A 13,414-nucleotide genomic window follows, 5' to 3' on the forward strand; every position below is an offset into this window, starting at 1 on the left:
ACTAACGATCACTTCCGACCTATTAAGCAAACGGTGCATCAACAATCATTAATGCGTAACTTGAATGTGACTCGGATCATTTATGCGTATTGTTCATGTTTGAAATGTAAAAAGGTCATTAGTCATAAAGTGGTAGATGAGCGTATTATACCCACATAGCTATCATGGTTAATTAACCTACTTTGTCGACACGTTTATAACAATTACCGGGAACTTGGCATTATTTAGAACCAAGTGCCTTTTTCCGTATATTGAAGTGTCATGAGATATTTACTGATATCTCTGTCGTTAAACCCGGGTATGCTTGTCATCTCATGATGCTTCTCAGATTTATTTTTTTACAATAAATGGAAGCACTGAAAATGAGTCAAGATAATCACTCTCAAACCGGTCTATCCCGGCGAAAGCTACTCACGGGAACCGCTGCGGCGGCAGTGACCTCAATGGTGTTCAGTACCAGCGTTAAAGCAGATTCACTGAATAGTAATTTTGAATGGGACAAAACGTTCGATGTTTTGGTTATAGGCAGTGGCTTTGCGGCACTGTCTGCGGCCATTGAAGCCCGGCGTAAAGGGCTTGATGTTATGATCATCGAGAAAATGCGTGTTCCCGGAGGCAACTCAACCATTAACGGTGGTCTTTTCGCGGTTGCAGGCAGTGAACTGCAAAAAGAAGAGGGCGTTGAAGACAGCGTAGAGCTGATGGTTAAGGACATGATGACCGCTGGTCGCGGAATTAACCATGCAGAACTGACACAGGCAATTGCAGAAGGCTCGCGTGACGCCTACGATTTTGTCATTGATTGCGGAGCCAAATTTAAACCTAAACTTTCCTGGTTAGGTGGTCATTCTGTTGCCAGAACGTACCTGACCCACAACGCTTCAGGTTCCGGTATCGTTCGTCCCCTTGTCCGTACAGCACGTAAAGAAGGCGTGATTATCCGCACCGGATGTAAGATGCTGAACTTTATCACCAACGATGATAAACGTGTGATTGGTGTTCAGGTGCAAGACGGTTACCGTTTCCCGGACGAAGAGAGCGGGATTGTTAAGCACTTCAAGGCAAAGCGTGGTGTAGTACTTGCGTCCGGCGGCTTTAGCCGCGACAAAGATTTCCGCTCCGCACAAGATCCCCGTCTGAGTGGTGATATCGACAGTACCAACCAGCTTGGCGCTACAGGTGAAGCGATGCGTGCTGCATTTCGTATCGGAGCAATACCGGTGCAGATGGGGCAGATCCAGCTTGGCCCGTGGGCATCGCCTGATGAGGGCGGGTTTGGTGTCGCCTCCATGTTTAATATTCAGTCTGGTTTCCGCTACGGCATTATGGTTGGCCGTGCAACGGGTGAGCGTTTTGTTAACGAGTTGGCTGACCGTAAAACCCGGGCAACCGCAATTATTAAAAGCGCCGGAAATGACGGCGAACCAGATTATCCCATCATTCTTGTCGACAGTGTTGGTGCAGAAGCCTGTCCTACCCTTGATCGTGGCCTTAAATATAAGGTGATCAATGAGTTCGACAGCTTAGAAGAACTGGCTGAGTTCTATCAAATACCGCAGGAAAGGCTGCTGAAATCCGTCAGTGACTATAACGATTATGTCAGTAACAACAATGATATTGAGTTTGGTAAGCCTGTCTCCACAGCAACACCAATTGTTAAACCTCCTTTTTATGGTGTCAGAGCCTGGCCGAAGGTACATCACACAATGGGTGGTGTTCAAATCGATGTAACAACTCAGGTTTTGCACTCTGAAACTTTCGAGTCTATTCCCGGGCTATATGCTGCCGGAGAGGTAACTGGTGGCCCACACGGTGCCAGTCGTTTGGGTAGCTGTGCAATAACTGATGGGCTAGTTATGGGGCGAATTGCCGGAAACAGTGTTGCGGCGAATAAGCCGGTTTAACTTTCTTCTGTCGGGAATATTGAATAATGAATAACTTAGAAAAACTCTTAAAACCGCTTGTTGCATTCGCTCTGATTTTAGGTTTGTCATCGAATGTTTACGCGGAGAATACTCAAACTACAGCGGATAAGTCATTGCAGCAAAATGCTGTTCACCAAAGTTTGCTTGATTTTATGGATGATAAGGTGTTTGGCAAGGTGCCGGTAAAGGACTATCACAAAAAAGTTCACCAGAACGGTAAAAGCTGTGCCTTATGCCATGGTTCCAGTGAACCTATAACACCGGCGGACACGTCAAACTGCGCTAACTGTCATGGCAGCCCGGAAGATGTGGCACAGCTGACCCATGAGATGGAGCCTAATCCCCATAACTCTCCGCACTGGGAAACCGAGTTGCCGTGTGATTCATGCCATATTGAACATGGCAAATCTAAATCGGTTTGTAGTGACTGTCACCAGTTTGGCTTTCAAACACCATAACCGCTTCTGAGGTAACCAATGTTTAAATTAATAAGTAAAACATTTGGCGTGGTGGTGTTTGTTCTGCTGACGACTTTTTGTGCTCAGGCCAGTTCCTTGCAGTCTCAGGACTTTAAAGATAAGGCCAGAGAGTTAAGAGCTCAGGTTGCAACAGATAACGAGTCATGCCTCTCCTGTCACGCTAGCGACAGTATTAACAGTGAGTGGAAAACAGAGCGGGGCCGCAGCCTTGATCTTTATGTTGATACCCTTCATTACAATGATTCTGTTCACCAGACTCAAAATTGCCAAAGTTGTCATCAGGGGGCTGATAACAGTGCGTTTGAAACTGCTCCTCACCGGTTTGAGGACAATATGGCCAGCAGAAGCTGCGACAGTTGTCACGGCGAAGTGTTCGGTGAGATAGATAAGCAGCTTGAGGCCAGTCACCACACTAAAACCATTGTTGAAAAGTTCGGGCATGAGTTTGAGTGCCAGGCCTGCCACAACGCTCATTCGTTTAAATTTCCGGAAAGGGCGGAGGATATTGTCGCCAGTATTCATGATTCAAATGAAGCCTGTTTTTCCTGTCACAACGACCTGAGAGGGTACGAAAAACTGACAGATAAAAAGCTGTTGGATCAGGAGATGGGGCACTGGTTCCTGCCGGAGAAAAATAAGCACTTTGAGGCCGTTCGCTGTGTTGACTGTCATAGTGCCGGTGAAGGAACTCAGATCCACACCATTACTTCTGCAGAAGATGCCGTTTCAGACTGTAAGCTTTGTCACAATGACGACAGTGCACTTACTTCAACTCTATACAAATACAGCAATGAAACAAAAGCTTTCTCTATGTTAGATAAAGGCATTTTCGACGACAGCGAGCTGATCAAGAAAAATGCACAGTTCATCGAGCAGCGCTCAGATAAGGCTGACTCGCCATACGGCTTTATCAACCAGAAACTGTTGAATGGTCGTTACCTGATCGGAGCTACCCGTATTGGCTGGATGGATTCGTTGCTTGGTGTTGCTTTGCTGGCAATACTGGCATTGTTAGGTCTGCACCTGCGTATGCGTAAACTGGGTGAAAAAGCAAACATCGAGCTGGAAAAAACAGACACGGTTATGTTCCCTACAGGTATCAGGCTATGGCACAACACCAATGTAATTGTGTTTGTCACCTTGCTGGTTAGCGGACTTTCAATGCACTTTTCGCTGGTTGCTTTTGAGTTTTCTCAGTACATTCACAACATACTTGGTGCTGCATTAGGTCTGTTCTGGTTGCTGTATCTGTTTTATCTTCTGTTCTCAGGTCAGATTAAACAGTATTTGCCACGTAAGAATTTTATCGCTGATGCTATTAAGCAGGGCACTTACTACCTGAAAGGAATCCATAAAGGGGAAGAAAACCCGGCTGGACACAATCCGGATAAGCGACTTAACCCGCTACAACAGATGGGTTACCTGTCTATTGTGTTTGGTGCGTTCCCGTTGTTGATTTTATCGGGTATCGGATTGTTCTTTAACGAACTGCTTCCGGCTGAAATCTTCGGTTTTGATGGGCAAGACTCTGACTGTGATGGTGCATGTGGGTGTGGCACATGTCATGCTGCTGTTTATTGCGGTTCACGTTTATCTGTGTACGACAGGAGTTACGCCGGCAGAGCACTTTAAGAGCATGTTGACTGGGCGGTTATTTAAAGCGAAATCCTGACTCTGTTGAACAGTGACTAAAACTAAACCCTTTATTAGCGCAGTGCTGATAAAGGGTTTTCTTTTACTCGGCTCAAACAGAAGGACTATTTTACCGCATGAATATCTGAACGAATGATTTTTGCCCTGAAAGGCAGTTCCAGCTGAATGGTATTTTTTTCTGATATAACGGCATTGCCACCGTTGCAAGAGAAGGCACTGCCATCCAGCAGAAGCTCTCCCGGCTGGCTGGCAAATCTCAGCTCAAATGAGTAGCAGTACTCCTCACCCCAGAGTTCTCCACCTTCAGAAGTAATATAGAGCTTATCCAACTGATACTGCTTTAGAGCCGAGCCTATGTCTGAAGCTATACCTTCAGTTGTATCGGGTTTAAGTTGGCTGACAAACAAAACATCAAACTTGGCTAAAGAGTGTAATCCTTCACTTTGGTATTTTTCTCCGTCGCGCTGGCCACCTAGTTTGTTCTCTGAGTTTTCTACAAAAGAGATACATTCAAACTCAAAATAGAGATCGTCGGACTCTTTCCAGTTAGCCGGAAACGCGTACATATGCTCGTAACCTTTCACCGGACAGGATTCCGGGGCATGGTATTGCTTTGCAAGGGCGTTTTTGCACAATTTTAGGTTAGTCTGTAATGCGTTTTCTACTTGTCCGTTGTGCCTTGAGGGTTCACTCACCATCCAGGAATCATAAACTTCATTGCCAAGGGAGAGGCAACCTATAGGATCGTTGAGTTTATATCGGTATAACATAAGGTCGCTGATTAACCATAAGCCGTGATTTAACAGGTAATCATCGTTCTGAGACATATCGTAGAAACTGCAATCAGATGCCATATAACCTGACAGGATGGCTTCCGCATCAGAAATGACACCTGTTTTGTTGGCTTGCATGGCCTGATTCCTATGCTCAATGATGTCGCTGGTGCGACAGTCTGAAAGAGCCAGTCCGGAATGGAACAGCAGTAATAAGCAGACAAACAGTGAAGTGGTTTTTAACGGTTTGTTTAGCATGGCTTTTCTACTCATTAAACTCGGGTTCTGAAGTAATTAAGGGGGCGGTACATTTGACAAACTCAGAGATATCAAACTTTAGTGAATCCAGCTCTTCTTCACTCCAGTCAATGTTGAGGTTTCCGTCAAAGGCCGGAGATTCACCGGTTTTATCTACACGGGTTGTGATGGTTATTTCATAGGTGGTTCCGGCCGGTAAAAAGCGTGAGCAACTTTCCAGAGACTCGTTTGCGGCGATCACCGCCTTGGAGCAAGTGATGCTGGTAAATGCTACCAATAGAACATTGCGTTTCAACATATAACACCTTTGCGGTTGGTTTGATGTAAGGCCTGAGCAACAAGCCTCAATAACCTAGCATATATATGAAAAGGTCTGTTTACCTTGTTACACGGGATTACAAAATGACCTGATTACCGGCATTTATGTAAGCAAAATGCCGGAATCAGGTTATAAAGGTCAACGGGTCACTGACGACTTATACGGTGAAGAAGTCCAGTTCACTTTTTTGAGTTTCAGCCAGTTTAGCCAGTTCAGACGATGCCTGAAGAGTTTCGTCTACACCCGCTACATTTTGCTGAACAAGGTCAAAGGCAGAAGTGGTGTTTTTTGAAATATCTTCAGTTACAGAGAATTGCTCCTGCGCTGCGGTGGCAACCATGGTATTGATTGCTGATATGGATTCTGCAGATGCTGAAATATCGTCGAATGAGACCTTTATGTTTTCTGCCAGTTGTACCGACTGCTCTATCAGTTCAACATTTTGCGACATATTGTCATGTGCCCGTTCCGATTGCTTTTGTAGTTTCTCGATAATTTCCTGAATGCTCACTGTTGAGTCTTGTGTTTTTGAAGCAAGATTTCTGACTTCATCTGCAACTACAGCAAATCCTCGTCCATGTTCACCAGCCCTTGCAGCTTCAATAGCGGCATTGAGTGCTAACAAGTTGGTTTGTTCTGAGATAGAGTTAATGACTTCAATAACGGAACCTATTTCGACGGCAAACTGACGAAGTTCATTAACTATGCTGGCACTCTCATTGACGGAAGAGTCTATTTCGTTGGTCAGTTTGATGTTCTTCTCAAGGTTTTGCTGGCCCACATTCACATTGTGTTGCGCTTTTTTTGCCTCTTCTTCTGCAGCAACGGCTTGCTGACTGACTTCCTGTGATGTCGAAGATAACTCATTGATTGCGGTAGAAATTTGCTCTACCTGAGACAGTTCGTCATTGGCGTTGGATTTGCTGTCATTCATGATGACATTGAGCTGCTCAGAAGCAGAGGAAACACTATCAGAAATCGAACGCGTATTTTGGATCAGTTCAAGCAATTGATTGGATAACTTGATAAGGGATGAGTAAATTCCAGTTTCTTTTCCCGTGTGTTTTATCCGGTGAGTAAAATCACCTGACGCCATTTTCTCCATTAAGGTTGCAATTTCGTTCGGAGTTCCGCCTACCGGCTTTAAAACCAGTTTGTTTAAAGTGAAGAGCAGTATTGCTAACGCTAGCATCAGGCTCAACGCTCCGACGATAACAGATGTGGTCAGTTGCTTATCGGCGCCTTTTTCTATGTCATCGTTGTTGATAAAACTTACAAATTGCCATCCGGCTACTTCTAGTTCTGTCCAGAATGCAGTGAAACTTGCGGTATCCCCATCTACTTCGGTGTCATAGCTCAGCTCAGGGTTGTTGGCACTGAAGTTCTTATAGATAGCTCTCTCTTGAAATATGTCCCTACCCAACAATTGCTTGTAAGGCGCAACTAATATTGTGCCCTCTTGAGTATATAAAAAGATATCGTCACGACCGACTAAAAAGTCGAGCAGAGATTCAAGATAGACGGTTGTGATAACGGCAATTTCACTGTTAGTTTTGTACGCCATAGTGACAACTTCATTATTTGTCACAGCAGATTGAAAAGGTGCAGAGATATAAAAGGTTTTCCCCTGATTAAATAGCGCTTTGTAATATGAACGTCCCAGCGCCTTTACGTTAAAGTTCTGCTTTTTTCCTTTCCTGTTATAGATATCGCCATCAAGAGTGATGATATAGGCGCCTTCGATAAATTGGCTTTGAGTCCGGTATAACATTTCTAACTGAGTCACAGCTTTATCAGAAAGACCGGTTGAAGTGATATCAGACCGGTTAGCCTCGACACCTGAAAGCGTATTTTTGTAGCCGTTGATCTTTTGCTGAAGATGCTCTTCTACGGTGGCATTCTTTTCTGTCAGCACATATTTGTTGAGTGCAATACTCTCTTCCTGAAAGGTGAAGTAAGCAATTGAGCAAAGAGCAATAATGATAAGGGCTATCATTGCTCCAATGCTTCCTGCCACCCGAAGTTTAAATTCGTTCATCTTGTTTATCCATATAGTTATAATGGTTATCTCATCGCCAGCTCTGATAAGCTACCATATGCATCGAGAGTTCAGGTTGTTCTCTTACATGGCATTACAATGTGACGCCAAGGCAGAAGAGAGCGCACTTTGAGACAGAGTGTGACTGACCGAAAAAAGGGCTGCTGAATATCAGCAGCCCTTGGTCGGCAGTATTAAGTTTATTTATATTTTGTTGGTGAATGTCCGGGTAATCACATCTTGCTGCTGCTCTTTAGTGAGAGAGTTAAACCTCACGGCATAGCCAGATACCCGGATAGTTAGCTGCGGGTACTTCTCCGGATGCTCAACTGCATCAAGTAACATCTCCCTGTTCATCACATTCACATTCAGGTGTTGGCCACCTTCAACGGCTTCAGAGATGTCACCTTCCTGATGATGAAAGTAACCATCCATCAAAGCGGCCAGATTTCTTTTCTGGCTGTCGTCATCTTTACCTAATGCATCAGGCACAATGGAGAATGTGTATGAGATACCATCTTTGGCATAAGCAAACGGCAGTTTAGACACAGACGTTAATGAGGCAACAGCACCATTTTGGTCCCTGCCATGCATAGGGTTTGCACCCGGGCCGAATGGCATTCCCGCTTTACGTCCGTCTGGGGTATTACCGGTTTTCTTACCATAAACAACGTTCGAAGTAATGGTCAGAATCGATTGAGTCGGTGTGGCTTCACGGTAGGTATGCTTGGTCTGAATTTTCTTCATAAAACGTTCTACCAGTTCACACGCAATGTCATCGACACGAGGATCGTTGTTGCCAAACGTCGGGTATTCACCTTTGATATCGAAATCGATAGCCAGACCATCATCGTCACGGACAGGGCGGACTTCGGCAAACTTGATGGCTGAAAGAGAGTCGGCAACGACTGAAAGGCCGGCAATACCACACGCCATTGTGCGGTATACATCTTTATCCATTAATGCCATCAGCGAGGCTTCATAGCTGTAGCGGTCGTGAGAGTAATGGATGATGTTTAATGCGGTAACATATTGTGTGGCAAGCCATTCCAGTACCTGATCAAACTTAGGCATCAGGCTGTCAAAATCTAATACTTCGTCAGTAACTGGTGCACGTTGAGGGCCGACCTGTACCTTTGATTTCTCATCAATACCGCCATTGATAGCATACAGCAATGCTTTAGCAAGGTTAGCGCGGGCACCAAAGAACTGCATATGTTTGCCGACGATTTGCGGGCTTACACAACAGGCAATTGCGTAGTCATCATTGTTAAAATCAGCCCGCATCAGATCATCATTTTCATATTGAACCGATGAGGTATCAATTGAGACTTTGGCTGCATAGCGTTTAAATGGTTCAGGCAGATTTTCTGACCACAGCACCGTCATATTAGGCTCAGGCGCCGGGCCCATATTGTATAGTGTATGAAGATAGCGGAAGGTCGTTTTCGTCACTAATGTACGGCCGTCTACCCCCATGCCTGCCATGGCTTCCGTTGCCCAGATAGGATCCCCGGAGAAGAGTGAGTCATAGTCCGGAGTACGCAGGAAGCGAACCATTCTCAGCTTCATAATAAAGTGATCGATCAGTTCTTGTGCCTGTGTTTCATCCAGTGTTCCGTTAGCAAGATCCCGCTCAATAAATACATCAAGGAAAGTTGACGTTCTGCCGAGAGACATGGCAGCACCGTTTTGTGATTTCACGGCAGCAAGGTAGCCAAAGTAAGTAAACTGCACGGCTTCCTGAGCGGTTGTGGCCGGATAAGACATATCAATACCGTACTTTAAACCCATGGTATGAATGTCTTTTAAGGCCTGAACTTGATCGGCAAGCTCTTCACGCAGACGTAAGGTTTTATCCAGTTGTTCACCTCGTTCCATAAAGGCTTGAGTTGAATCAAACTGTTGTTGTTTGTCGGCAATTAAATACTCAATGCCATAAAGGGCGATTCGGCGGTAGTCACCAATGATTCTTCCCCGGCCGTAAGCATCCGGTAAACCTGTGATAATGCCGGATTTGCGACAGGCAATAATATCTTTGCTATAGATATCGAAGCAGGCTTTGTTATGGGTTTTACGATATTCAGTGAAGGTTTTTTCTATCTTAGGATCCAGGGTACGTCCATACACTTCGCAGGAGTTTTTAACCATACGGATACCGCCGTTGGCAATCATTCCCCGTTTAAGAGGTTTATCGGTCTGCAAACCGACGATGGTTTCCAGATTTTGGTTAATATAGCCAGCGTCATGAGACGTGATGGTAGATGGAAGATCTGTATCGAAATCCAGAGGGGCATGAGAGCGACTCTCTTCTTTTATCCCTTCCAGTACACTGTCCCATAAAGCTTGAGTTGCTTTGGTAGGCCCAGCCAGGAATGCTTCATCACCTTCATAAGGAGCGTAGTTGCTCTGAATGAAATCACGGGTATTTACTTCGCGTTGCCAATCGCCGGCAGTGAACCCTTTCCAAGCTTCTAACATTTTGGTTGTTGGAATCGTCATCTTCTTACCTATTAAATTGTCATTAAACTCAATTAAGGCGAGCTTAGCTCTGAGGGCTGCTCGTTTTCCTTAATGATGAAAGGCATATATAGAATGTCTTATTTGTCCGGAGTGAATATATTGCAGACAAATCTATGAGTAAAATGAATGTTTTGCAGGAAATGAATGCATAAAGAGCATATATTAAAAGGTTAGTTAACGTTTATCCAATCTACTGTTTTACGGTATTACTCTTTTAGTAATGAAGCCTAATAATGTGCTGCAGTGGTGTGTGTCCCCGTTAATTGCAGTGGTGTGTGTTGAGATGGTCACTCCGCAACCGGCATCGCAATGTGCCAAGATTGAAGTGTTACAGCGACAATCTAACGGAGTGACCATTATGAAATGTAGTGTTATTAGTATCGATTTAGCAAAGAATGTCTTTCAAATTTGCGCACTCAGTAACGAAAGAACAGTCTTGTTCAACAAGAAAGTAAAACGCTCTAACTTGCTGCATGAGCTACGACAGTTCGAACCGACTCTGGTCGTTATGGAAGCCTGCTACTCTTCCAACCCTTGGGGGCGTCGTATTCAGAAGCTCGGCCATACCGTTAAGTGTATTCCTGCTTTTGCGGTGAAGCCGTTCGTTATTGGCAATAAAAACGACAACAACGATGCACTGGCAATCGCTGAAGCCTCATTCCGGCCAACACTGCGTTTTGTTCCCATCAAATCGATTGAGCAACAAGATGTTCAGTCTCTTCATAAAATCAGGGAGTTACTCATTAAGCAGCGTGGTGCTTGGATGAACCAGCTCAGGGGATTACTTGCCGAGTATGGTGAAGTACTTCCCAAGGGCATTGCGCATATAAAACGTCAGTTACCTTTAATTTTAGAAGATAACAGCAATGAACTGACGCCTGTCTCGCGTGGTTTTATCACCAGAATTGCGCTTAATATTCGCTTATGCTCTAAGCAGATTAAAGACATCGAAATAGAATTACAGCATCTTCTTGCCCAGCGAAATGACTATCAAAGGCTGCTTAATGTTCCCGGAGTTGGGCCGATAGTGGCCTCAGCACTTCTGGCTTATATCAATGACATTGGTTGCTTTAAAAATGGCCGCCAGTTCGCCGCCTGGGTTGGATTAACGCCTCGACAATACGCCAGTGGAGATATCAACCGGCTGGGTAAAATCAGCAAACGGGGAAACCGGACACTCAGAAAGCTTCTCATTCATGGAGCGCGAGCAATACTAAGCAGAAGCTCGGGCAAAGACGACCGCCTCAGCCAGTGGATGAATGGCTTAAAAGAGCGTATGCACCCATGTAAATGTACCGTAGCTTTAGCTAATAAGCTTGCTCGTATTATCTGGGTGGTATTAGCAACGAAAACAGAGTTCCAAGCTTCTAAAGCATGTGCTTAGTTAGCAACACAAAATACTGAAAACCAGACAACAAACAGGAAACGGTAGCAACACAGTTAATGAAAAAACGGCATTCGCCCTGTTTAGAACCTCGTCGAGGACAACTGCTTGATAGTGAAAGCATAGTGTGTGTAACAGGCAAACAGGGCTCTTGAATCTCATTAGGGCGCTTCGCACTAAAGCGAAACAGAGACGCCGGATATATGTCAAAAGACCGTATTCTTAACTGATGCCAATACCATTAATCAGGTGAATCTTATGTAACGGACAAACGACTATGGCTTTGTAATTAACAAACCTTCAATCTTTACTTGATTGGAGTGACCATATATGTCCTCGTTAATTGCTTATGTGCTGCAGTGGTGTGTGTCCCCGTTAATTGTCGTTTTAACTGATGCCAATACCATTAATCAGGTGAATCTTATGTAACGGACAAACGACTATGGCTTTGTAATCAACAAACCTTCAATCTTTACTTGATTGGAGTGACCATATATGTCCTCGTTAATTGTCCTAATTGCGTTAATTGTTTCCATCGTGCGGATGAGCCCTTTGTGATTGAATGTATCGATGGTGCTGTCAGTGACCGAGCCACTATATGTATAAACAGGTAATAGCTTTATTTTTTGTTCCCGATCGCAGAGTAGCTAAATCAATAAGTTCTATCAATGGTCAGTCGTTTAGATATAAATACTGTTTTAGTAGAAAATCACAATATATAAAATTAGTTTATTATGTAATTGTGGCTTTAGTGATCAATTGATTCTGATCATTACAGATAAATCTGCTTTTGAGTGAAGATCCTATGTGCGTTATCTCATATAAACAACATAGGTGATTTATGTCTGATCCAATACAACAACAGCGTAAAGTAACTTGGGGAAGTTATCTGGCCCTCGCTTTTGCTATCGTTTTCTTCTCTGGTTTAATGAAGTCCAGTCAATGGTACGGTGTGCTTGATTTTACCACCTTAAACGGCTCTTTTGGGAAGGTCGTTTACGATGTAAAAGAGACTACAGAGGGAGTACAAACCTCAACAACGTATCTGCGAGGCAAAGGCGGCAGCGGTGCCCGTGACGGCTTTATTTTCGCTTTAACCCTTATCCCAACGGTGATGTTTGCTTTAGGTGTGATTAATGTACTTGAACATTATGGTGCATTAGATGCTGCCCGTAAACTCCTTACTCCTCTGCTGCGGCCATTAATGGGCATACCGGGCAGTTCTGGTCTTGCCTTAATTGCCTCACTACAGAGCACAGATGCAGGTGCTGCAATGACGCGTCAATTAAAAGATGAAAAGCGCCTGACAAAGCGTGAAACGGATGTGTTTACCATGTTTCAGTTCACGGCTGGAGCGACCATTGTTAACTTTTTCTCCTCAGGTGCAGTGTTATTTACCCTTACTCTTGCTGATGGCTCTATTGCAGTGACAAGCTCCATGGGGTTGGCGATTATAATTATGTTTGTGTTTAAGTTCGTTGGTGCAAATCTGTTCCGTATTTACCTCAATATCACAGAAGGAAAAGCGGAAAAACATGATAAAGATGAGAAAGATGATAAAGACAGCGGCAAACTAAATCAGGAGGCAGCACAATGAGCAGTGTTAAAGCGAAAAAGCCGATGGTAACGGACATTTTTGTAGAAGGTGCCAGAAAGGGCTGGACCATAGCAACCACTTCCACTGTGCCGAATGTATTAATGGCATTTGTTATCATTAAGGCGTTGCAAATAACCGGTCTGCTTGATGTCATTGGCAGCTTGTTTGCACCTGTAATGGCAATTTTTGGTTTACCTGGTGAAGCTGCGGCAGTGCTTATCGGGGCATGGATGTCAATGGGTGGCGCCGTTGGTGTGGTTATCACTCTATTTGATCAGGGCATTCTTAATGGTGTACATATTGCGATTCTTGCTCCTGCCATCTATTTGATGGGCTCTCAGGTTCAGTATATGGGACGCATTATGGGGCCTATAGGAACAGAAGGGCGATATATTCCGGTGATGATTGCCATCTCTGTACTGAATGCATTTGGTGCTATGCTGGTTATGAATCTGTTTGTTTAAG

10 protein-coding genes are annotated in these 13,414 nt (G+C 44.4%); 6 read left to right on the forward strand and 4 right to left on the reverse strand.

Features of this window, described 5'->3' with window-relative positions; all coding sequences use genetic code 11:
• The first annotated feature begins 362 nt into the window (after positions 1–362).
• Genes PK654_RS16425 through PK654_RS16435 form a run of 3 tightly spaced genes read left to right on the forward strand, consistent with a single transcriptional unit; the run spans position 363 to position 4,036 of the window.
• Entirely contained in the window at positions 363–1,904 is a 1,542-nt protein-coding gene (locus PK654_RS16425; RefSeq protein ID WP_271700038.1) for a flavocytochrome c, read from the forward strand.
• 26 nt (positions 1,905–1,930) lie between these two features.
• A complete protein-coding gene (locus PK654_RS16430; protein ID WP_271700039.1) occupies positions 1,931–2,383 on the forward strand; it encodes a cytochrome c3 family protein in 453 nt (150 codons plus the stop codon).
• An 18-nt stretch (positions 2,384–2,401) separates the two neighbouring features.
• Positions 2,402–4,036 carry a cytochrome b/b6 domain-containing protein gene (locus tag PK654_RS16435; RefSeq protein ID WP_271700041.1) on the forward strand — a complete coding sequence of 545 codons (1,635 nt, stop codon included), beginning with the start codon at positions 2,402–2,404 and terminating at the stop codon, positions 4,034–4,036.
• Positions 4,037–4,161: 125 nt separating this feature from the next.
• Here PK654_RS16435 and PK654_RS16440 read toward each other — a convergent pair whose 3' ends face one another.
• From PK654_RS16440 to pflB, 4 genes are all read right to left on the reverse strand, one after another.
• Entirely contained in the window at positions 4,162–5,103 is a 942-nt protein-coding gene (locus PK654_RS16440; protein ID WP_271700042.1) for a hypothetical protein, read from the reverse strand.
• A complete protein-coding gene (locus tag PK654_RS16445) occupies positions 5,096–5,386 on the reverse strand; it encodes a hypothetical protein (protein WP_271700044.1) in 291 nt (96 codons plus the stop codon). The genes PK654_RS16440 and PK654_RS16445 overlap by 8 nt, the downstream gene beginning before the upstream one ends.
• 178 nt (positions 5,387–5,564) lie before the next feature.
• Positions 5,565–7,445, reverse strand: a complete 1,881-nt coding sequence (locus tag PK654_RS16450; protein WP_271700045.1) for a methyl-accepting chemotaxis protein — start codon at positions 7,443–7,445, stop codon at positions 5,565–5,567.
• A 204-nt stretch (positions 7,446–7,649) separates the two neighbouring features.
• Positions 7,650–9,947, reverse strand: a complete 2,298-nt coding sequence (pflB, locus tag PK654_RS16455) for a formate C-acetyltransferase (protein ID WP_271700046.1) — start codon at positions 9,945–9,947, stop codon at positions 7,650–7,652.
• 379 nt (positions 9,948–10,326) lie between these two features.
• Here pflB and PK654_RS16460 point away from each other — a divergent pair, with 379 nt between their 5' ends.
• The 3 genes from PK654_RS16460 to PK654_RS16470 all read left to right on the forward strand — a co-directional run bounded on the left by PK654_RS16460 (position 10,327) and on the right by PK654_RS16470 (position 13,413).
• Complete coding sequence (locus tag PK654_RS16460; protein ID WP_271698813.1) at positions 10,327–11,352, forward strand: IS110 family transposase; 1,026 nt, start codon at positions 10,327–10,329, stop codon at positions 11,350–11,352.
• A gap of 841 nt (positions 11,353–12,193) precedes the next feature.
• Positions 12,194–12,949, forward strand: coding sequence for a nucleoside recognition domain-containing protein (locus PK654_RS16465; RefSeq protein ID WP_271700047.1), 756 nt, complete (start codon positions 12,194–12,196; stop codon positions 12,947–12,949).
• Positions 12,946–13,413: a YjiG family protein gene (locus PK654_RS16470; RefSeq protein WP_271700048.1), complete on the forward strand. Its 468-nt coding sequence runs from the start codon at positions 12,946–12,948 to the stop codon at positions 13,411–13,413. The genes PK654_RS16465 and PK654_RS16470 overlap by 4 nt, the downstream gene beginning before the upstream one ends.
• The last annotated feature ends 1 nt before the right edge of the window (position 13,414 follow it).

Source organism: Vibrio sp. SCSIO 43137 (assembly GCF_028201475.1).
In the GTDB taxonomy this organism is placed as follows: Bacteria; Pseudomonadota; Gammaproteobacteria; order Enterobacterales; family Vibrionaceae; genus Vibrio.